At 75.0% G+C, this 21,116-nt stretch carries 19 protein-coding genes; 7 read left to right on the top strand and 12 right to left on the bottom strand.

Annotated elements, in window-relative coordinates:
• Positions 1–11: 11 nt before the first annotated feature.
• A complete protein-coding gene (locus tag F8279_RS01290; RefSeq protein ID WP_151498838.1) occupies positions 12–1,067 on the top strand; it encodes a 2-hydroxy-acid oxidase in 1,056 nt (351 codons plus the stop codon).
• Here F8279_RS01290 and F8279_RS01285 read toward each other — a convergent pair.
• From F8279_RS01285 to F8279_RS01260, 6 genes are all read right to left on the bottom strand, one after another.
• Entirely contained in the window at positions 972–1,997 is a 1,026-nt protein-coding gene (locus F8279_RS01285) for an aminotransferase class I/II-fold pyridoxal phosphate-dependent enzyme (protein WP_225853069.1), read from the bottom strand. The genes F8279_RS01290 and F8279_RS01285 overlap by 96 nt on opposite strands.
• The gene (locus F8279_RS01280) at positions 1,997–3,271 is read right to left on the bottom strand and encodes an NAD(P)/FAD-dependent oxidoreductase (RefSeq protein ID WP_151498836.1); all 1,275 of its coding nucleotides are present in this window, start codon (positions 3,269–3,271) and stop codon (positions 1,997–1,999) included. Before F8279_RS01280 ends, F8279_RS01285 begins: the two co-directional genes overlap by 1 nt.
• Positions 3,268–4,968, bottom strand: a complete 1,701-nt coding sequence (locus F8279_RS01275) for a prenyltransferase/squalene oxidase repeat-containing protein (RefSeq protein ID WP_151498835.1) — start codon at positions 4,966–4,968, stop codon at positions 3,268–3,270. Before F8279_RS01275 ends, F8279_RS01280 begins: the two co-directional genes overlap by 4 nt.
• Positions 4,965–6,002 (bottom strand): UbiA family prenyltransferase, encoded by a 1,038-nt coding sequence (locus F8279_RS01270; protein WP_091417085.1) that lies wholly within the window; start codon positions 6,000–6,002, stop codon positions 4,965–4,967. The genes F8279_RS01275 and F8279_RS01270 overlap by 4 nt, the downstream gene beginning before the upstream one ends.
• Positions 5,999–7,018: a polyprenyl synthetase family protein gene (locus F8279_RS01265; RefSeq protein ID WP_151498834.1), complete on the bottom strand. Its 1,020-nt coding sequence runs from the start codon at positions 7,016–7,018 to the stop codon at positions 5,999–6,001. Before F8279_RS01265 ends, F8279_RS01270 begins: the two co-directional genes overlap by 4 nt.
• Positions 7,019–7,269: 251 nt before the next feature.
• A complete protein-coding gene (locus F8279_RS01260; RefSeq protein ID WP_151498833.1) occupies positions 7,270–8,295 on the bottom strand; it encodes a methyltransferase in 1,026 nt (341 codons plus the stop codon).
• A gap of 161 nt (positions 8,296–8,456) precedes the next feature.
• On the opposite strand from F8279_RS01260, the gene F8279_RS01255 reads away from it, so the two are divergent.
• Complete coding sequence (locus tag F8279_RS01255) at positions 8,457–9,320, top strand: TauD/TfdA family dioxygenase (protein WP_151498832.1); 864 nt, start codon at positions 8,457–8,459, stop codon at positions 9,318–9,320.
• A gap of 7 nt (positions 9,321–9,327) precedes the next feature.
• On the opposite strand, the gene F8279_RS01250 is transcribed toward F8279_RS01255, so the two are convergent.
• Positions 9,328–10,539, bottom strand: coding sequence for a cytochrome P450 (locus F8279_RS01250; RefSeq protein WP_091417071.1), 1,212 nt, complete (start codon positions 10,537–10,539; stop codon positions 9,328–9,330).
• A 157-nt stretch (positions 10,540–10,696) separates the two neighbouring features.
• Here F8279_RS01250 and F8279_RS01245 point away from each other — a divergent pair, with 157 nt between their 5' ends.
• Positions 10,697–11,860, top strand: coding sequence for a nucleotide disphospho-sugar-binding domain-containing protein (locus tag F8279_RS01245; RefSeq protein WP_091417069.1), 1,164 nt, complete (start codon positions 10,697–10,699; stop codon positions 11,858–11,860).
• 10 nt (positions 11,861–11,870) lie between these two features.
• Positions 11,871–13,073, top strand: a complete 1,203-nt coding sequence (locus F8279_RS01240) for a cytochrome P450 (protein WP_091417064.1) — start codon at positions 11,871–11,873, stop codon at positions 13,071–13,073.
• A gap of 3 nt (positions 13,074–13,076) precedes the next feature.
• Here F8279_RS01240 and F8279_RS01235 read toward each other — a convergent pair whose 3' ends face one another.
• Positions 13,077–14,486, bottom strand: a complete 1,410-nt coding sequence (locus tag F8279_RS01235; RefSeq protein WP_151498831.1) for a condensation domain-containing protein — start codon at positions 14,484–14,486, stop codon at positions 13,077–13,079.
• A 65-nt stretch (positions 14,487–14,551) separates the two neighbouring features.
• On the opposite strand from F8279_RS01235, the gene F8279_RS01230 reads away from it, so the two are divergent.
• From F8279_RS01230 to F8279_RS01220, 3 genes are all read left to right on the top strand, one after another.
• Positions 14,552–15,232: a 4'-phosphopantetheinyl transferase superfamily protein gene (locus F8279_RS01230; RefSeq protein ID WP_151498830.1), complete on the top strand. Its 681-nt coding sequence runs from the start codon at positions 14,552–14,554 to the stop codon at positions 15,230–15,232.
• 86 nt (positions 15,233–15,318) lie between these two features.
• Entirely contained in the window at positions 15,319–15,600 is a 282-nt protein-coding gene (locus tag F8279_RS01225) for a phosphopantetheine-binding protein (RefSeq protein WP_091417054.1), read from the top strand.
• Between the two features lie 11 nt (positions 15,601–15,611).
• Positions 15,612–16,925 (top strand): glycosyltransferase family 2 protein, encoded by a 1,314-nt coding sequence (locus F8279_RS01220; protein ID WP_151498829.1) that lies wholly within the window; start codon positions 15,612–15,614, stop codon positions 16,923–16,925.
• A 100-nt stretch (positions 16,926–17,025) separates the two neighbouring features.
• Here F8279_RS01220 and F8279_RS01215 read toward each other — a convergent pair whose 3' ends face one another.
• The 4 genes from F8279_RS01215 to F8279_RS01200 all read right to left on the bottom strand — a co-directional run bounded on the left by F8279_RS01215 (position 17,026) and on the right by F8279_RS01200 (position 20,893).
• Positions 17,026–18,258, bottom strand: coding sequence for a beta-ketoacyl synthase (locus F8279_RS01215; protein ID WP_208576304.1), 1,233 nt, complete (start codon positions 18,256–18,258; stop codon positions 17,026–17,028).
• A gap of 71 nt (positions 18,259–18,329) precedes the next feature.
• Entirely contained in the window at positions 18,330–18,590 is a 261-nt protein-coding gene (locus F8279_RS01210; protein WP_091417045.1) for an acyl carrier protein, read from the bottom strand.
• Positions 18,591–18,686: 96 nt separating this feature from the next.
• The gene (locus tag F8279_RS01205) at positions 18,687–19,934 is read right to left on the bottom strand and encodes a cytochrome P450 (RefSeq protein ID WP_225853068.1); all 1,248 of its coding nucleotides are present in this window, start codon (positions 19,932–19,934) and stop codon (positions 18,687–18,689) included.
• Entirely contained in the window at positions 19,931–20,893 is a 963-nt protein-coding gene (locus F8279_RS01200; RefSeq protein ID WP_091417037.1) for a PaaX family transcriptional regulator C-terminal domain-containing protein, read from the bottom strand. The genes F8279_RS01205 and F8279_RS01200 overlap by 4 nt, the downstream gene beginning before the upstream one ends.
• Positions 20,894–21,116 lie beyond the last annotated feature (223 nt).

The raw sequence follows: 21,116 nt of genomic DNA, 5'->3' as shown, positions 1-21,116 counted from the left end.
GGGAGGCCACCATGGACGACGGGCTGCGCCTGCTGCGGGCCGCGCGGCACACCGTCACCGGCCCGGCCGCGCTGCTCGGCGATCCCAGGCTGCGCGGCCGGGCCGCCGAGTACCTGACGGACCTGACCCGGCCGTACGGGCTGCGAGTGCCCGACGGTCTGTTCGACGCGCCGCCGGGAGCGCTCGGGCAGTCGTACGGGGAGATGGCCGCCGAGCTGATCCCGGCCGTCGTGCCGCCGGACGAGCCGGTGGACCTGCTGGTGCTGGCGTTCGCCGTGCACGACATGCTGCCCGGCCGGGCAACAGCCGCGTACCTCAGTCACGTCTGCCCGGGCACGCCGATGTCGTTCGCGCTCTGCGACCAGGGCTCGGCGGCGGCGTTCACCGGACTGCGGATCGCCCGCGAGTACGGGTGCCGCCGCGCCCTGCTGGTCACCGTCGAACAGGCGGTCCTGCCGTACGACGCGGTGGCGCCCCTACCGGCCCGCCACCGGGCCGTGGCCATGCTGTACGGCGCGCTCGCCGACGACAGCGCTCACCGCGGCGGTGACGCAGCCGGCGACACCGCACGGCCCGGCGACAACGACGCGACCGGCGGCGACAACGACGGTGAGGCCGGCGGTCCCGAGCGGATCGGGCTCGGCGACGGCGCCCGGGTGACCGCGCTGCGCCAGCACGCGGACGTCCGGGCGGATGACGTGGCCGCGCTCGCGGCGGCCGAGGTGCGCGAGCTGACGGCCGGACGTACCGATGTCGCGGTCGTGCTCGGCGCGGACCTGGCCGCCGCGTGGCCCGGCCACAGCGGTCACGCGGTCACCACCGGTCCGGCGAGGCAGCCGTCCACGGGCCTCTGGTGGGCGCTGCTGGACCGTCTCTCCGAGGACGCGGCACGGCCCCGGCCGGTGGTGGCGGCCGACTACGAGCCCGGCCTGGGCTACCTGAGCGTTGTCGCGCTGGAGCCGGCCGGACGGTCAGAGCCCGTCGGCGAGCGCGGCGCGCACGAACGCGCACAGCCGCTCGTTGGCCTCCGGGGAGCCGACGGTGATCCGGACCCCGGCGCCTGGTAGCGCCATCACCAGGATGCCCGCCTCCCGGGCCCGCTCGGCGAACGGCACGGCCCGCTCCCCCAGCGGTAGCCACACGAAGTTGGCCTCGCTGGGCGCCACCGTGAGCCCGAGGCCGCTCAACGCGTCGACCAGGCCGGTACGAGCCGCCACCAGTTCCGTGCACCGCCGGGACAGTTCCGCGCCCACCTCCGGCGTCAGGCTCGCCACCGCCGCCGCCTGGGCGAGAGCGCTCGGGAAGAACACCGCCCCGGTGAGCGCGGCGGCCCGGGTGAGCCGGGGCGGCACCACGGCGTACCCGACGCGCAGCGCGGCCAGCCCGTACGCCTTGGAGAACGTGCGCAGCACGCAGACGTTGTCGTACGCCCGGTACAGGTCCATCCCGTCCGGCGAGCGCGGGTCGGTGACGAACTCGCGGTACGCCTCGTCCACGATCACCGGGACGTCGGCCGGGATGCGGTCCAGGAACGCCTCGACGTCGTCGCGGCGCAGCGCCGCCCCGGTCGGGTTGTTGGGATTGCACAGCAGCACGCACCGGGTCCGGTCGGTGACCGCGTCCGCCATCGCGGGCAGGTCGTGGTCGTACCCGTCCATCGGAACCGGCACGGCGCGGGCGCCGGCGTTGCCGATGATCAGCGGGTAGCCCTCGAACGACAGGGCCGGGTGGACGACGTCCGGGCGCGGCCCGAGGGACTGCACGAGGTGCTGGCACAGCCCGGCCGAGCCGGGGCCGACGAGGATCGCCTCCGGGCCCACGCCGAGCCGCGCCGACAGCGCCGCCACGAGCGCCGACGACAGCCGGTCCGGGTAGCGCTGGAGCGTCGCGGCGGCGTCCTCGACCACCCGCCGCACCCCCGGTAACGGCGGGTAGGGCGTCTCGTTCATGGACAGGTCGGCCGGCGGTTGCGTCCCGACGGCGGTGGCAGGCGTCATCATCGCTCACTTTCCGACGGGACCGGCGGGGACGTGGTGTGCGCGTGCCGGTCGGCCAGCAGCCCGAGCTGGTACAGCCGGTCGACCGCGGAGAGCGGCCGGACGTCGGTGCCGGAAAGGTTCCCGGCGGTGAGCCCGAGCAGCCGGGGGTTGGCGGCGGTCCGCCGCATCATCCGCGCGCCGAGCAGCTTCGGCAGCCCGGACACGGCGGTGATCATGCGGGAGGCGTTGTGGCTGACGGTGGCGACGTGGTCCAGCCGGGGCCGGCGCGCCGCCTCGAAGGCCCGCAGCGCCCGGTCCACGGCGGCCGGTTCCGGCGCGCCACCCTCGGCGGCCAGGCAGGCCGCGAGCGTCTCGGCGTCACCGAGGGAGCTGTTGACGCCCTGCGCCGCCATCGGGTGCACCGCGTGGGCGGCCTCACCGGCGAGCGCGAGACCCGGTACGGCCAGTCGTGCGCTGCGCAGCCGGTAGACCGCGAGCAGCTGGCGCCGGTGCAGGTTCACGCGCACGGCCGGGCCCAGCCGGCTGATCGCCGGGACGTCGGCGAGCAGTCGTCCGCACCACGCGTCCAGGTCGACCCGTCCCCGGAACTCGTCCGGCGCGACCTGCACGTAGAGGCGGCACCGCCCGCCCGGCAGCGGGTAGACCAGGCAGAGTCCCCGGCCGGTGCGGTAGGCGGACACCTCGTCGGCCACCTCGGCACCGGCCATGTCGAAGGCGACCAGGCCGTGCGGGTACTCCCGGCGCTCCACGCCGATCCCGGCCGCCCGGCGCAGCGGCGAGGACATGCCGTCGGCCGCGACCACGAGCGGCGCCGGTATCTCGCGCTCGGCGCCGTCCACGACGGCCCGGACGCCGCCGACGCGGCCGTCGCTGTCGCGCCGGACACCGGTCACCCGCACGCCCCACCGGACCTCCACGGTGGCGGGTAGCCGGTCGGCCAGGACCGCGCGCAGGTCGCCGTAGTCGGCGCAGAGGATCTGCCGGTACGCGCCGGGCAGGCTCGCGTAGTCCAGGCAGAGCAACGGCTCGCCGTACGCGTCGCGGATGGCCAGCCGACCGACCGGGCGTGCGCCGGTGGACCGCAGGGCGTCCAGCGTGCCCCAGGAGTCGAGGATGCGTACCGTCTCGGGCTGGAGGATCTCGCCCTTGGCGATCGACGCGGGGGCGCGCTGCCGGTCGAGCACCAGGACCCGCAGCCCGAGTGCGCCGAGCGCGTAGGCGCAGGCCAGCCCGCCGGCGCCGGCGCCGGCCACCACGACGTCGGCGGTCATCGGGCCACCGCGCCCGGTGCGGCGCCGGATCGCGCGGCGGCGGCGCTGCGGTACTCACCGAGCGCCCGCAGCGCGAGCGCCTGGGTGATCACCGCGTTCGGGTACCGCATGTGGTGGCGGATGTAGTTGCAGACCCGGGCGGCGGGCCAGGCGCCGTCCGGCCCGGCGGCGGCCACCAGCCAGGCCACGCCCCGGTCGACCGCGTCGGCGGCGTCGGGATCGCCGACCGCGATCAGGCCCTGTACGGCCCAGGCCGTCTCCTCGACGGTGCCGTCGGTGCCGTCGCCCGGCCCCCACGAGCCGTCGGGCAGCTGGGTGTCGCGCAGCCACCGGGCCGCGCGGCGCACCACGTCGTGCCGGGCGTGCCCGACCCGGGACAGCGCGGCGACCACCACAGCGGTGCCGGAGGTGTGGTCGCGGTACCAGAGGTTCTCGAACGTGCCGTCGGGCGCGGCGCGCGTCAGCAGCCAGGCCGCCGCCCGGGCGACGGCCGGATGGTCGTCCGGGTGCCCGGCGTCGTGCAGCGCGAGGATCGCCTGGCTGGTGATGGCCGGGCAGGGGCCGTCGTTGGCGAGCTTGGTGTCGCGGACCCAGAGGCTCCACGAGCCGCGGCTGTCCTGGCGGCCGGCCAGCCACGCCAGTCCCTGGCGCAGCACCGGGTCGGCCCCGGCGCCGGGGAGGCCGGCGAGCGCGGAGAGGATCTCGGCCGACTCCAGCGTGACCGGCCAGCCGCGGGCGTTCGAGTAGCTCCACCCGCCCGGCGGCACGCCCAGCACCTCGAACGTCTCCGTCTTGCGGGCGGCGTGGAGGAAATCCCGGGTGGCGTGCAGCCGGGGATCGGCGGCGTAGCCGGCCGCGATCAACCCGGTCGCCGCGTACCCGGACCGGGTGAGGTCCAGGTTGGTGACCGCGTCCCAGGCCCCGTCGGGGCGTACCGCCCGGCGCAGCCAGCCGGTGACGGCGCGCGCGATGTCCGGCGCCTCGCCGCTGCGGGCCAGGCCGAGCAGGACGAGTGCGGCGGGCCACGGATCCTCGCTGAGCGCTCCGGTACGGCCCTCGTGGTCGTGGATGGACCGGAGCAGCCGTACCGCCGCCGGACGGGCCCGGCGCAGCGTGGCCCGGCGTAGCCGGCCGGCGGGCAGCATGTCGGACTGCATGAGCGCGAGCCCGACGAACGGCGCGGTACGGAACGACAGGCGCTGCCGGCGTACCCGGTCGAACAGGACGATCTCCAGCGGCAGCCGGCGCAGCGGGCCGGCCTCGGCGGTCATCCCGGCCATCGTGAGCAGTTGCCGGCAGAGCAGCGAGATGGCCGGATCGGTGATCGTGTCGACGCCGCCGAGCGTGGCCAGCCGGGCCCGGCCCGCCGCGACCGCGTCGGCGCTGCCGGAGGGCGCGCTCAGGGCCAGCGCCGCGACCGCCACGGCGGTGGGTACGACAGCGGTGCCGGCGCCCACGACGCCACCCCAGCCGCCGTCGTCGTGCTGTGCGCGGCGCAGCCAGGCGGCTCCGGCGTGGACCAGGTCGGCGCCACCGGACGGGTCCGCGGCGTGCAGCGCGGCGACCGCGCCGGCGGTGCCGAGCACCGAGGCGGGCGGGTCGTCACCGAAGGCGCCGTCGGGACGGCGGCGGCGGAACAGCGCCTCGGCGCCCGCGGCCACCGCCTTCCCGACGGCCTCGGCGGTCACAGCGGTCATGGCGCGTCCTCCAGAGGCAGTCGACTGTGGGCGGCGAGGGTCAGGCCCGCTACCGGCGGGCCGAGTTCGTGCCGGACGCGCATGCCGCGCTGCGCCAGCCAGGTCAGCAGCACCATCGGCAGCGCGAGCGCGAGCTGCACGGCGACGCCGAGGCCGAGCCCGACGGCCGCCGAGGCCAGCACGACCCGCTCGACGACCAGGACCGAGTGGGCGCGCAGCGCCACCAGGACGGGCATCCCGTCGCGGCGCGCCACCAGCGGGGCCAGCGCGACGACGCCGGTGACCAGGACGACGAGCACCGTGGCCAGGTACGCCGTGCGGGTGCCCGGCCCGGCCAGCAGTCCGGCGGTCACGGCGGCGCCGATCGTGACGGCGTAGAGCGCCACCACGGTCCGCACGGCCACCGGCACGCCCCGCCCCACCGGCAGCGTGCGGTAGCCGCCGGCGCGGTCGCCGTCGATGTCGCGCAGCGCGCCGACCAGGTTGGACATCGCATCGTGCGACCAGAACGCGACGACGAGCGCGAGCAGCACCGGCACCGCCCAGGGCCGGTGCGGCGCGAGGCCGGCGGCGAGCGCGCCGTAGCCGAGCGCGACCGCGCCGAGGGCGCCGCGGACCAGGTTGCCGGCGATCCCCCGGGCCTTGAACCACCTGCTGTACGCGACGATGCCGCATCCGGCCAGCAGCGCCGCCACTGTGGTGCCCCAGCCACCCAGCACGGCCAGGACACCGAGCGCGGCGAAGCAGGCGCTGCCGCACCACAGGGCCGTGCCCGCGCCCAGCCGGCTGGACGGGATCGGCCGGTGCGGCTTGCTGCCGGCGTCCAGGTCCCGGTCGAAGTAGTCGCCGAGATAGTGGCCGCCCAGCCAGCCGGCGGTCGGCGCGGCCCAGGCCGACAGCAGCAGCCACGGATCGCGCCGGCCACCGGCCACGGCGGCGCCGGCCAGGCCGACCAGCCCGACGTACCAGAGGGTGTAGGGCCGCCAGGTCTCCACGTGGGCCCGCAGTGCTCGCACGGCGCCGGCCGTGCTCACGCCATCTCGCTCGTCATCCAGGCCGCGATGCCGGTGAGCACGTCCGCGCTCGCGGACGGGGTGAGCACGGCCAGTTCCGCGCGGGCCCGCTCGGCGTGCTCCACCATCCGCCGCCGGGCGCCGTCGACAGCGCCCGCGTCGCGGAGCAGTGCGGTGACCCACTCGACGTCACCGGGGCCGGCGCCGCGCCGGTGCAGTACCGCCAGCAGCTCCACCCGGGCCGCGTCGCTGATCGCGTCGTACGCCAGCAGCAGCGGCAGGGTGGGCCGGCCGTTGTTGAGGTCGCTCGTCGCGGGTTTGCCGGTCTGTTCCGGGGTGGACAGGTAGGACAGCAGGTCGTCGCGGATCTGGAACGCGGTGCCGACGTGCTCGCCGTAGCGGGCCAGCGCGGCCGACACCCGCGGGTCGGCGCCGCCGAGCAGCGCGCCGATGTGGCACACGGCGCGGAACAACGAGCCGGTCTTGAGCCGGATCATCTCCGGATACCAGCGGGCGCCCGCGTCCAGGTCGCCGACGAGCCGCTCCTCCATCGCCTGGCCCCGGCACAGGTCCTGGCCCGCCTCGGCGAGCGCGGTCACGGCGGCGACGACCGACGCCGGGGGTACGGCCCGGCCGCCCTCCACGATCGCCTGGAAGGCGTGGAAGATGAGGTGGTCGCCGGCCACGATGGCGCCGGGGATGCCGTACGCGACCGGGACGGCCGGACGGCCACGGCGCAGCGTGTCGGCGTCGATGATGTCGTCGTGCACGAGCGTCGCGACGTGCAGGTACTCGGTGCCGAGCGCGGCCGCGAGGACGTCCCGGGGTGATCCACCCACCGCCTCGGCGGCGTGCAGCGTCATCATCGGACGGAGCATCTTGCCCGCCGGCAGCAGCGCGTAGCGCACGATCGCGTCGAGCCGGTCGGGCGTCTCCGGCCACCGCCGGCCGAGTTCGGCGCGCAGCAGCCGCCCCGATTCGCTGCGGGCCAGGTCGTCGATGAAGGACGGATATCGCGTGGAGCCAGCAACCGTCATGACGCGTCGACCCTTTCGCCAGGGATCGGCTAGTCGCCACGCGAGACGTTACCGCTCGGTCCTCCCGTGAACAACCATTGATAAATGCGCGTGGATATGGGTGGCCGCAAATGTCGTGACAGCATTCTTCAGCACATTGACCGATGCCCAGAGAAATCCGCCGTTTGACCCACGGCCGCCATGTCGATGCATATACGTCAATGTTCGGGCGCACGGGGCGGCATCGGACAGGTGCGACCCGCCCGGCCCGCTCAGCCGCCGGCGGCGAACTCCATGAGTGTCAGCCCGTCGGTGCCGTGGTAGGTGCGCCGGGGTGCCAGCCCCGCCGCGGCGGCCAGCGCGGCGAACTCGGGCAGCCCGCGCTCGCGGCCGCCGACGAGCACCAGCATCCGCAGGTCGTACGGCGACAGGTACGGCACGTGCGGCACCGTCGGCAGCACCTCGATGACGAGCACCCGGCCCGTGCTCCCGGCCGCCTCGGCACAGCGCCGCAGGATCGCGGTGGCGTGGGCGTCGCTCCAGTCGGTGAGCGCGCGGGAGACCACGTACACGTCGGCACCGGGCGGCAGCGGGCCGAAGAAGTCCCCGACCACGACCTCGGCCCGGTCGGCGAGGCCGCACCCGGCGAACGTCGCGGCGGCGGTGGCCACCGGCTCGTCGCGGTCGACGAGCGTGCCCCGCAGGTGCCGATGGGCGCCCAGCACCTCCCGCAGCAGCCCGCCCGCGCCCCCGGCCACGTCGACCACGCGCCCCACCTCGTGCCAGGGGTAGAGCGCCGCGACCTCCGGCGCGGTGAACCGCTGCTGGCTGAGCATCAGCGCGTCGAAGTAGGCCCGGTGGTCCGGGTTGGCGTCGAGGTCGGCCCAGAAGTCGCGCCCGTGCACCTCCCGGTAGCCGGGCCCGCCGGTGCGGATCGCATGGGGCAGGCCCGTCCAGGCCAGGTCCATCCGCGCGCCGAGACCGGCGAGGTCCAGGTAGGCGCCGTGGCCACCGCCGGCGCGGTCGCAGAGCAGCTCGCCGACATCGGTCAGGCCGAACACGTCCGGCGACACCTCGACGAACACGCCCCGGTGCACGAGGTAGCGCAGCAGGCGGCCCAGCGCGGAGACGTCCGCGCCGCAGGCGTCGGCCAGCTCGCCCAGGCCGGTGACGCCCGCGGCGATCCGGTCCGGCACGCGCAGCGTCACCGCCGTACGCACCGCGAACGGGGTGGCCAGGTCGGTGAGCCGGTCGAGCCGCTCCCCCGCGTCACCCTCGATCGGGGCATCGATCGACACCGGCGCCTCCTCCCGCGTCGCGGGCCGGCAGCGCCGCCCCCGCCGGTGCGAATGCTTCCAGGCCTACGGCGGGTGAGTCAACGACAACGGCTGGTTAGGACATTCATGAACGTGGAACAATGCGCGGACCAGCCGTGGCGCGCAGACCGGAGGGATCACCGATGACCACATCCATCGCGGCCGAGGTCCGGCTCGTCTCCGGCGCGCTGGGCGCCGAGGTCCACGGCATCGACCTGAACACGCTCACCGACGAGGGCTTCGCGCTGATCCACGACCTGCTGCTGAAGCACCAGGTGGTCTTCCTCGCCGGCCAGACCGGGCTGACGCCGCAGGCGCACGTCGCGTTCGGCCGCCGCTTCGGCGAGGTGGAGCTGCACCCGTACCTGCCCCGCCTGGAGGGGCACCCGGAGATCGTCGTGATCGACTCCGCCGACGGCGGCAAGGTCGACGTCTGGCACACCGACATGACGTTCCACCAGAGCCCGCCGATCGCCTCGATCCTGCACCTGATCCAGCTGCCCGAGGTCGGCGGCGACACCATGTGGACCAATCAGTGCCGGGTCTACGAGACGCTCTCCGCGCCGATGCGGGACCTGCTCGACGGACTGACCGCCATCCACGTCATCCGGATCGGCACCGAGTTCACCAGCCGCGCAGAACACCCGGTGGTCCGGGTGCACCCGGAGACCGGGCGCCGCTCGCTGTACGTCAACCGGCTGTTCACCTCGCACATCCCGCAGCTGACCCGCAACGAGAGCGACGCGCTGCTGGAGCACCTGTTCACCTTCTCCGAGAGTCCCCAGTTCACCTGCCGCTACCGCTGGCGGACCGGGGACGTCGCGGTGTGGGACAACCGGGTCACCCAGCACTACGCCGTCAACGACTACGACGGCCTGCGGCGCGGGCAGCGGATCACCGTGCTCGGCGACCACCCGGCCGGGGACGCGCCCCGGTGGGAGCACTACGTCCCGGCGCCCGGCCAGCGGTACTGGCCGGACCGGGTGAACGCGGTGGAGAGCTACTGACCGCCGGTCACCAGGTGACCGGGAAGGAGGCGATGCCGCCGTTCATCCGGTCGTGCCGCCACGGGATCTCCGCCGGCGGCACCGCCGGCGTCAGCCCCGGCATCCGGGTCAGCAGCGCGCCGAGCGACAACTCCACCTGCATCCGGCCCAGCGCCGTGCCGAGGCAGAAGTGCGGCCCGAACCCGAAGGTCAGGTGCGGCACGCCGGGCCGGCGGTCGATGTCGAAGACGTTCGGCTCGGGGAAGAACCGGGGGTCGCGGTTGCCGGCCCACGGGATCGCCATCACGCAGTCGCCGGCCCGCATCCCGACGCCGCCGAGGACCAGGTCCTCGCGGACCACCTGCACCCGGAACATGGCGCTCACCGACGTGTAGCGCAGGATCTCGTCGGTGGCCGCGGAGAGCTTGCCCGGCGCGGCGCGCAGCTTCGCCAGCTGCGCCGGGTGCCGGAACAGCGCGAGCAGGCCCGCGCTCGTGGAGTTGATCTCCAGCCCGCCGAGCAGCACGCCCATGGCCAGCTCGACCAGTTCGGCGTCGGCCAGTTCGTGCGCGTCGCCGCCGCGGACCCAGGCCGAGAGCAGGTCGTCGCCGGGCTCGTCCCGCTTGCGCGCCAGCTGCCCGGCCAGGTAGTCCCGCAGCTCCGCCTGCGCGGTGGCGGCGGCCGCCGAGCCGTACGCGGTGACCGAGTTCAGCCCCTCGATCCAGCCGTAGAACCGGGGCCGGTCGGCGGCCGGAACGCCGAGCACGTCGCAGACCACGAGCACCGGCAGCGGCGCCACCAGTCCGGCCACCACGTCGGCCGGGCGGGGACCGGCGAGCATGGCGTCGACCAGTTCGTCCACCAGCCGCTGCACCCGGGGGCGGAACGTCCCGATACGCCGGGCGGTGAACGCGCGACCCGCCACCCGCCGCACCACCGCGTGCGCCGGACCGTCCATGTTCAGCTCGCGGGGACCGCCGCCGTCCGGTGTGGTGGTCGCGCCCAGCGGGAGCCGGGAGAAGCGGGGGTCGGCCAGTACGGTGCAGCAGTGCTCGTAGCCGAGCACGAGCCAGGCGGCCCGCCCGTCGGGCAACCGGACCCGGCTGACCGGCTCGGTGACGACCATCTCCAGCAGCTCGGCGGGAAGGTCGCCGGTGAACGGTTCGAACGGATAGGAACGCAGCCCGGAATTGACTGTCACGGCGCCACCGGCCGGCTGATCGCGGTCCACGTCCGACATCGGCTAAGAGTCCAGCATCGGTTAGTCCGGCGTCAATATCCGCCGCATGCGTCCGCGACCTTCCGCGTACCGGTGCCGATCACCTAGCATCGGTTCTCCAGGGCTGCCGTTTCGCCGCGCGGATTGGTGGGATTTGACTGCGCCGCTGCGAATTCTGATGTCGACGTGGGGCTGGCGGTCGCATTTCTACAGCCTGGTCCCGCTCGGCTGGGCGTTGCAGGCTGCCGGCCACGAGGTGCGGGTGGCCAGTCACCCGTCGATGGCCGCCACGATCAGCGCGGCCGGGCTGGCCGCCGTACCCCTGGGCGAGGACGTCGACTTCGCCGAGGCGTTCGCCGGCCGGATCGGCGCGGTGGCCCCGCTCGGTGGTTCCGCGCCGGCCGGCGCCGTCGAGCCGGCGATCACCGCCGACGGCGGGGTGGTCCGGTTCGCCGACGCCGTCCTCGACGACCTGGTCGCCTTCGGCCGGACCTGGCGGCCGGACCTGGTTCTCTGGGAGCCGTTCAACCTCGCCGCGCCGGTGGCCGCCGCCGCGCTGGGCGTGCCGGGCGTGCTGAACCTGTGGGGGCCGGACTCCTCGACCACGCTGCGCCTGGACCCGGACTCGGTGGTCGGGCCGCTGGCCGCCCGGTTCGGACTCTCCGCCGCCGACGTGCCGCTGGACGGCGTCCTGACGCTCGATCCGGTGCCGCCGCCCATGCAGGTGCCGATGCGGCGTCCCGGCCGTCCGGTGCGGTTCGTGCCGTACAACGGTCCGGCCGTGGTGCCGGACTGGCTGCGCCGCCCGGCGGACCGGCCCCGGGTGTGCGTCACGGCGGGCACCATGATGGCCGGCGCCGGACTGCACGACCGGCTCGACCTGGGCGGGGTGATCCGGGCGGTGGCCGGGCTCGACGTGGAGGTCGTCGTGGTGGTCGAACCGCGCCAGCACGAGGGGCTGGGGCCGCTGCCGGCCCGGGTCCGCCTGGTCGACGGGCCACTGGCGGTACGGCTGGTGCTGCCGACCTGCGCCGCGCTGGTGCAGCAGGGCGGGGCCGGCACCACCATGACCGCGCTCGCGTACGGCGTGCCGCAGCTCGTCCTGCCGCAGGTCAGCGACCAGCACTTCAACGGCGAGCGGCTGGCCGCCACCGGCGCCGGCGCCTCGCTGACGGGAGAGCGGGCCACCGCCGCCGCGGTGCGGGACCTCGTCGGCGAACTGGCCGGCGACGGGCCCCGGCGGCGGGCCGCGGCCCTGATGCGTGACCGGGTCCACGCCATGCCCGCCCCCGCCGAACTGGTGCCGACGCTTGCCGCCCTGGCCCGGGGCGGCCCGATCTGAGGAGTCGCAGATGACGCAGGAGCCACCGGCCATCACCTACCCGCTCGCGCCGGCTCCGACGATCTACCACCCGTCGCCGGACTACACCCGGATGCGCGAGACGTGCCCGGTGGCCCGGGTCGAGCTGCCCGACGGGGCGTGCGCGTACCTGGCCACCCGGCACGCCGACGTGCGCCGGGTCTTCACCGACCAGCGGTTCAGCCGGGCCGCCGCGGCCGGCCCCAACCGCCCGACCCGGGAACTCGGCTCGCTCGCGGAGGACTCGCTGATCGGGATGGACCCGCCGCGGCACACCACGATGCGCCGGGCCGTCTCGCACGCGTTCACCGTCCGCCGGGTGGAGGAGCTGCGCCCGAGGGTGTCGGCGCTCGTCGACCGGATGATCGACGACCTGGAGGCGGCGGGTCCGCCGGCCGACGTGATCACGCATGTCTCCGGCCCTCTGCCGATCTCTGTGATCAGCACGCTGTTCGGTATCCCGGACCGGGAGCGGGAGCGGGTACGCCAGTGGTCGGACGCGCTCGTCGGCGACTGGGACGCCGACCCGGAGGCTCCCCGGGCCGCGCTGGAGGCGTTCCGCGAGCTGATCGACCAGCGGCGCCACGAGCCCGGCGACGACCTGATGAGCGCGCTCATCGCGGTCTGGGACGAACACGACGACCTGACCGAACGGGAGCTGGTCTCGGTCACCGCCGGGATCTTCGTAGGCGGGCACGAGACCACCACCAACCAGCTCAACCTGTTCCTGCTCGTGCTGGCCCGCCATCCCGAGCAGCTCGCCGCGCTGCGCGGCGACGATCCGGTGGCGGTCGCCCGGGCGGTCGAGGAGCTGTCCCGCTTCATCCAGCTCGGCGACAACGGGGTGCTGCTGCCCCGGGTCACGACCGAGGAGGTGGAGCTGGGCGGCGTACGACTGCCGGCCGGCGCCGCGGTGCTGCCGGCGATCGCGTCGGCCAACCGGGACGCCACCGTGTTCCCCGGTGCGGACACGCTCGACCTGAGCCGCGTCCACAACCCGCATCTGGCGTTCGGCGCCGGCCCGCACCACTGCCTGGGCGCGGCGCTGGCCCGGATGGAGTTGCAGGAGGCGCTGGGTGCGCTGCTGCGGCGGCTACCCGGGCTGCGGCTCGCGGTCGACGAGTCGGAGCTGCGGTTCCGGCCGGGCCTGGTGGTGCGCAGCCTGGAGTCGCTGCCGGTGACCTGGGACCGGTGACCGTCAGCCGCCCGCCGATCCGGGCGTGACCCGGGTCGGCGCGGCGGGGTCGAGGGCCGCCTCCACCGCCACCTCCTCCACGCCGCGCAGCAGCCGCTCCGCCTGCTCCTCGGTGAAGCAGCCGAAGTCGAAGATCACCTGAAGGTGGACCGTCTCCGGCTGGTCCTCGACGGTGATGAACATCTGCTCGGGCAGGTGGTCCAGCGGGCCGTCCCAGACCAGGAACGTCTCGTCCGCCCGGCGGCGGATCCGCTCGGCGGTCACCGGGTCGTCGTGGAGCCCTCCGTCGGCCGCCTGCCGGGTGGTCACCCGCCGGTCGTTGATCCGGCAGGTGATCCGGGCCGGGTACCCGCGTTCCGCGTCCAGCCGGTCCGATACCTCGGCGAGCTGGGCCGGGTCGTAGTAGGCGTACTTGCCGGCGGAGACCGCGGCCCGGCGGGCGCGTGCCACCACCTCGTCCACAGTGGTGTCCGCGGTGTCGACGCTCAGCACGCCGTTCTGGCTGAGCGGGGCGATGGCCTCGGCGAAACCCGGCCGGAACCGGTTGCCGACGATGAGCTTCGCGGTGAGCGGGCTGACCCCGGTGGCCCGCCCGATCGCGACTGCGATGACCGCGAGCAGCACGCGCGAGGTGTCCGTCCGGGTCCGCGCCGCGATGGCCCGCACCGCCAGGTACGCCGCGGGCGAGCTGAACCGGCCGTGCCAGTACCGGTGGCCCCGGCGCCCACCGGCGGCCGGCTCACCGAACGTCAGGGGCGGGACGTCCCGCAGGTGTCCGGCCCAGTGACGCACGGCCCGGTCGCTGACCCGGCGCAGCGGCGGTGTCTCCTCCCGCCGGCCCAGGTCGAGGATCTGCACGGTACGGGGGTCGGCGACCCGGCGGTCCGGCCGGCCGGCCAGGCCGAGGTCGGCCAGGATCAGGGACGTGGCGGTGCCGTCCACCACGAGGTGGTCGATGGTCAGCACCCGGTGCACCAGGGCGCCGCGGTGCCGGATCACCGCCATCTTCACCGACCAGTCCCGGTAGAGGTCGTAGTGGCTCAGCAGACGGGCGTGGCCCAGGTCGTAGGCGAACGCCGCCACGTCGGCCGGGTCCGCGTCGTCGGGTACGTCCACCACGTCCAGGACCGTCTCGCCGGCGGCGGACACGACCTGGCACGGGCTGCTCCCGTCGACGGCGCCGAGCCGCATCCGCAACGCCGGGTGCCGGGTCATCAGCGCGGCGAACTCGTCCGCCACCTGCTCGACCGTGACACCCGCCGGTACCGGGTGGGCGCCGCTGACGTTGTGCGTCCAGCCGGTCTCCCGCATGTCCTGCATGATGGCCTTCTGCCCCCAGGTCAGGGGCGCGGTGCCGGCGCCCGGCCCGGCGAACGCCACGGGAACCTGGGCCTGGACCGTCTGCGCGAACACCCGTTCATCAGAGCAACGCGTATCGGCGTGTGTCAACGTGAGCGCGCACGGTTACGCTGCTGTCCATGCGGGACGCCGTCCGGGTCTGGATCCTTGCGGCAGCGGTGCCGGCGGGCGAGCTGGCCCGGTACCGGGCGGTGCTCGACGCGGACGAGCGGGACCGGGCCGCGCGGTTCGGCACCGGGGTGCTGCGGGACCGGTTCACGGTGGCGCACGGCGCCCTGCGCGTCCTCGCCGGGCGGGCCACCGGCGCGCCACCGGCGGCGCTGACCTGGCGCCGCGGCCGGTACGGCAAACCGGCGCTGACCGCACCGTGGAGCGGCCTGCACACGAGCCTGTCGTACTCCGGCGATCTCGTCGCGGTCGCGCTCGGCGAGGGCCGTCCGGTCGGGGTGGACATCCAGCACGTCGCGCCGGGCGGGGATCCGGTGTCCGCGTCCGCGCGCTTCTTCGACCCGCGGGAGGCACGGCACGTCGCCGCCGGGCCGGACCAGGCCGGCCGGGCGCTGCGGTTCACCCGGCTGTGGGCCCGCAAGGAGGCGGCCGTCAAGGCGGCCGGGGGCCGGCTGTGGCCCAACCTCGGGATGCCGGTGCACCGGGGCGACGTGGTCGAGTGCGTCGAGCCGGCGGGACCGCACCGGCTCACCGACCTGCCCACGCCAGCCGGGTACGCGGTGGCGGTCGCGCTCGCCGGGGACCGGCCGTACGACGTCGACTGCCGCACCGACCTCGGTCACGACGAGTGACGATTGCCGTACCCGTTGACACCCGCCGATGTCCCCTGCTCTGATGGCTCCATGCCGACGCGCATGATCGACTCGCGGGACGCCCGGTGCTAGAGCACGACGCGCCGGCCGCCGCGCCGCCCCGTGACCAGGTCGTGGACCGCCTGACCGTGTTGCTGACCCGGATGCTCCGGCCGGACGCGCCGGTCACCGAGCAGACCCAGTTGATGGACGAGCTCGGCCTCAGCTCCTCCCTCGGCCTGGAGTTGCTGCTGGCGCTGGAGGACGAGCTGGAGATCCAGATCGACGTCGAGGAGCTGGACGAGGACCGGATGGCCACGCTCGGCGACCTGGCCGACTACATCACCGCCAACTCCACCCCGCGCTGAGCAGGCCGACCATGGACCGGCCGAGCCTGAGCGTCGTGGTGCCCGCGCACGAGAACGGATCGGCGCTCGACGCGACGCTGCGCTCGCTGACCCGGCAGACGCTGCCGCCCGGGGACTTCGAGGTGGTCGTCGGCGACGACGGCTCGGCCGTGGCGCTGGGCCCGGTGGTGGACGCGTACCGGGACCGGCTGCGGATCGACTACGTCCGCAGCGAGCGGAACCGGGGCCGCAGCGCCAACCGCAACGCGGCGGCGGCCCGCGCCCGCGCGGACACGCTGATGTTCCTGGACGCCGACACGGTGGCGCATCCTGGGCTGCTGCAACGGCACCGGGACTTCCACGCCGGACGGGCCGGCCGGCCGGGGGTACTGCTCGGCCAGCGGTACGACCTGGACTGGGCCGGCGCGGACGCGCTGCGCCGAGGCGAGCCGGTCGCCCCGGCGATGCTCGACGCCGAGCGCGGCGACCCGCGGCTGGAGGACATCGCCCTCCCTCAGAGGATGGACGACTTCCCGAGCGCGCCCTGGGTGCTGGGCCTGACCCACAACGCGTCGGTGGACCACGAGTCGTTCCGGCGGGTCGGCGGCTTCGACGAGGCGATGGTCAAGTGGGGCTTCGAGGACCTCGACTTCTTCTACCGGGTGTTCCACCTGCACGGCGCACCGCCGGAGCTGTTCCGGCTGGACGTCGACGCGCTCTCCTACCACCTGCCGCACTTCCGCAAGACGTCCAACGGGCTCGCCTCGATGGACAACATGAAGTACCTGCTGCGCAAGCACCTGCGCTACGACGTCGAGGTGCTGTACGGGCTCAACACGTTCGGCCGGCACCTGGGCCGGATCCGGCTCTACGGCCAGGCGATCGAGGCGTACCGGGCCGGTGGGCTGGGCCGGCCGGACGTGCTGCCCGCGTCGCTGCGCGACGAGCTGGCGGTGAGCGCCGCGCTGGTCGTGGGCAACGGCGTGTCCGCGCTGGCCCTGGGCGCCGGGTCGCACACGTTCGACCACGACGCGCCGGTCGGCGAGACGAACTCGCACCTGCTCGGCACCGTGCTCCAGCAGTTCAAGGCCGGCGCGCTGGACGTGATCGTCAACGTCGACATGTGGCGGTGCCTGCTGCCCGAGGACCTGCCCGCGTTCCTCACCCGTGGGCTGCTCAAGGCCGACCGGATCGAGCTGGTCGCGACCCGTACCGGCCCGGACCAGCGCGCCCTGCTGCCGGTGCCGCTGGTCGCCGACCTCGACTACGTGGCCGACATGCTGCGCCCGCACTTCGCCGTCGCCGTCGCCGCGTACGACGCCGCCACGGTGATCACGCTCCGCTGAGGCCCAGCCGGCCGGTCAGACGGGCCGGCCGGTCAAGCGAGCCGGCCGGTCAAGCGAGCCGGCCGGTCAAGCGAGCCGGCCGGTCAAGCGAGCCGGCCGGTCAGGCGGGCCGCGCCAGGACGAGGCTGACGTTGTGGCCGCCGAAGCCGAACGAGTTGGACAGCACCGCGTCCACGGCCGACGCCCGCGCCTTCTCGCGGATGTGGTCGACCTCGCCCGCCCGCTCCGGGTCGTCCAGGTTGTGCGTGGGTGGCAGCAGGCCGCGACGCAGCGCCTCGACCGCGACGGCCGCCTCGATCACGCCGGAGACGCCGAGCATGTGCCCGGTCACGCCCTTTGTCGAACTCAGCGGTGGCGGGCCGGCGCCGTAGACCTCGGCGAGCGCGGCCAGCTCGGCGGCGTCCCCGGCCCGGGTGCTGGTGCCGTGCGCGTTGACGTACCCGATGTCGCCCGGCACCAGCCCGGCGTCGCGGACGGCCATCCGCATGCACGCGGCCGCGCCGGCGCCGTCGGGGCGCGGCGTGGTCGGGTGGTGGGCGTCGTTCGTGGCGCCCCAGCCGAGCACGTCGGCGTGGCGGTGGGCGCCGCGCGCGACGGCGTGTGCGGCGCGTTCCAGCACGAACACCCCGGCGCCCTCGCCGAGGACGAGGCCGTTGCGGCGGCGGTCGAACGGGCGGCTCGCGACAACCGGGTCGGCCCAGCCGCGGGCGAGCGCCCGGGCGTTGCCGAACGCGTACGCGAAGGTCGGGAACAGCGGCGCCTCGGCGCATCCGGCGAGCACCACGTCCGCCTCCCCGGCGCGCAGGATGCGCAGCGCCTCACCGATCGACTGCGCCCCGGCCGCGCACGCCGTGCCGATGGACGAGGTGTAGCCGTGGACGCCGAACTTGATCGCGATGCGGGCCGCGCCCATGTTCGGCAGCGTCCCGGGCAGCATGTACGGGCTGACCCCGAACCGGCCCCGCGCGGCGCGGCCGAGCACCTGTTCCTCCAGCATGGACAGGCCGCCGACGCCGGAGACGATGACCGCCACCCGGTACCTGTCGACGTCCTGGCCGATCCGCAGTCCGGCGTCGGCGAGCGCGTCCTCGGCGGCGCGCAGCACCATCACGATCGACCGGTCCACGACGCGGGACTCCGGGCCGGGCAGCACGCTCGCCGGGTCGATCGCGGGGGCGAACGCGGCGACGTCGACCACGCCGTGCAGCGGATGGTCGGCGGGCGGGCGGGAGAGCCCGGACCGGCCGTCGCAGACCGCGTCGAACACCTCGGCGGCGGTGGAGCCGACCGGGCTGACCAGCCCGATCCCTGTGACGGTGACCGGTTCGCGCATGCTCACCGGCCCCGGTGTGCCGGGCGGGCCGCCGGGACGCGGCGCGGCCGGGTGCCGTGCCCCGGCATCGGTCAGTGCGCCGAGGCCGGTGCGATGCGCGCCGCCACCGCCCGGCTGAACTCGCCGACGGTCATCATCGCGAGTTCCTCCGCCTCGTCGTCGTCGAAGGCGACTCCGAACCGGTCCTCCACGCGCACCGCCAGCTCGGCCAGGCCGAGGGAGTCCACGTCGAGCCCGGCGGGACCGAAGACCGTGTCGTCGTCGACGTCCGAGACGTCGTACTTCATCTCGGTGAGTGCGGCGAGGAGGAACGCGCGGATCTCGTCGGTCATGTCCGGTGTTTCCCTTCCACGGTGTCCTGGCGGCGCGCTCGACCTGCTCGACGGAACCTGTGAGGCGCGGAGCGGACACTCCGCGTAGTATCGACCTTACTCGATCGGGTTGGTTTGGCAAGGTGCCCGGTCGGCCAGCCGGACCGGCAATCGGTCGTACCCGCGCAGCATCAGCGCGCGGCGCGGCCCGGGCTCGGCGGCCAGCGCCGGGAAGCGGCCCAGCAGGCGGGGCAGGACCAGCCGCCCCTCGGCCCGGGCCAGCGTCGCCCCGAAGCAGTAGTGCGGCCCGGCGCTGAACGCCAGGTGCCGGTTGTCGGTGCGGGACGGGTCGAACCGGTCCGGGTCGGGAAAGCGGCGCGGATCCCGGTTCGCGGCGCCGGTCAGCACCACCACCGTCCGGCCGGCCGCCACCGGCAGGCCGGCGACCTCGGTGTCCGCGGCGGCGTACCGGACCGCGAAGTGCACCGGCGGCTCGTACCGCAGGATCTCCTCGACGTACGACGCCGCGAGCGACGGATCGGCGCGCAGCGCGTCTCGCGCGTCCGGCCGCTCGGTGAGCAGCACCAGGCCGTTGCCGAGCAGGTTCGCGGTGGTCCGGAACCCGGCGTTGTACATGATGATCAGGTTGGCCAGCAGCTCGTCGGCGGTCAGCCGGCCGGGCTCGGCGTCCAGGCCGCGCAGCAGCGCCGAGACGAAGTCGTCGCGCGGCCGCTCCCGGCGCGCGGCGACCAGGTCGGTGAAGTACGCGGTCAGCTCCGCCGCCGCGACGTTGGCGGCCCGGACCTCGCGCATGGACCGGCGGCCGATCTCCAGCACCGCGTCGAACGCGCGGACCCGGGACGGGAACCACTCCCGGTCCGCCTCCGGCACGCCGAGCAGCTCGCCGATGACGTCGCTGGGCAGCCGGAGCGCGAAGCGGGCCATGAAGTCGACCGGACGGCCGTCCGCGCCGTCGGCGGCGAGCCCGTCGAGCAGGCCGTCGGCGATGCGCCCGATGGCCGGTTCCAGCGCGGCGACCCGGCGCGGGGTGAGCGCCTGGGAGAACAGGTGCCGGACCCGGAGGTGGTCGCCCTCGGCGGCGTTGAGCATCGACGACTGGAGGATCCGGATCACCTGGTGTTCGCGCCAGCGCACACCGGCCCGGTCCAGGTAGTCGGCGCCGAGCACCCGGAAGACCGGGTCGCGCAGCACCCGGTTGACCGCGTCGTACCCGTGCACGACGAGCGCGTGCGGGTCGGCCGGCCGCAGCGCGACCGCCTCCCCCGCCTCGTGCAGCCGGGCGTAGAACGGGTACGGGTCGCGCCGCACCTCGTCACCGAGCAGCTCGTCGAGGGAGATGGTCACGCGCAGGGCCCCTCCTCGCGTACGCCGGCGAGCATGTCGGCGGTGGTGTGCGCCCGGATGCCGGGCGGCACCGGGTCGGCGAACCGCGCGACGACCGCCCGGACGTGGGTCTCGGCGGCCTCGGCCAGGCCGTCGTAGACGGCCGCGAACAGGTCCCGGGCCGCCCGGCGCGGCCATCCGGCGGGCAGCAGTTCCAGCGGCAGCCGCGGGTCGAGCGTGGGGAACCGCCGGTACGTGTCCATCACCTCGGTCCGCGCCCGCACGGCGGCGGCGCCGTCGACGGATCCGAGCCGCGACACCAGCGGCGTCCACCGGCGCAGGAACGCCTCGTAGTGTCCACTGATCGCATCGACGTCCCAGGCGTCCACGGGGGCGCGCTGGCCGATCGCACCCAGCGCGTCCTGCCGTCCCCGGAACACCGTGACCGCGCCGAGGGCGAGCTGGGCGAGCCGGGCCCGCGCGGGCCCGGCCAGCTCGTACGGCGAGATCCACAGCCCGTCGTAGAGCGGCGCGAAGCCGAGCCAGCGCAACTGGCCGCGCAGCGCCCGGCGCTGGGTGCCATGGTCCTGCGGCAGTGAGAAGGCGACGATGGTCCAGCACCCGTCCCACGCCTGCGTCTCGGCGGTGGAGGCGGTGATCCAGTTCCCGCCGGCGGACAGGTCGGCGGCGGCGGCGCGACTGAGCCGGTAGAAGCTGTTGCGGCCCTGCCGGGCGCCCTCCAGCACACCGCGGCGGGCCAGCCGGCTGATCGCGGTACGGGCGCCCGCACTGGTCACGCCGGCCTCGCCGAGCAGCGCGACGATCGCCGCGGACGGCAGCGCGGCGCGGGTACGCAGCGTGTAGTCGGTCAGGAGCGTCACCGCGACGCTCTGCGGAGAGGTGCCGGCCTGCCGCCGGGGCAGCCGCGGCGCCGGCCCCTCGTCCGGGTAGATCTCCTCGATGTCGAACGGGCTTGCCACACGCGCTCCGGGCTCGGCTCAGGGACGGTGCACCGACTGTAGACGAACGCCGCCGCAGCTCATCGGAGCACATCGATTGACACTTCGGCGTCCGGCCGGAACACTATGTGCCATACGACGGAGCCGGGCCGGGCGAGCCACGTCAGTGGGTGAGGCGCGACACCGCGGCGGCCCGGGTCGCCGGCGCGGCGCGCACCCGCCCGTCCCCGCCCACACAGGGCGA

Origin of the sequence: Micromonospora sp. AMSO1212t (genome assembly GCF_008868145.1) — a bacterium.
In the GTDB taxonomy this organism is placed as follows: Bacteria; Actinomycetota; Actinomycetes; order Mycobacteriales; family Micromonosporaceae; genus Micromonospora; species Micromonospora tulbaghiae.
This window is presented reverse-complemented; position numbering and strand designations above follow the sequence as displayed.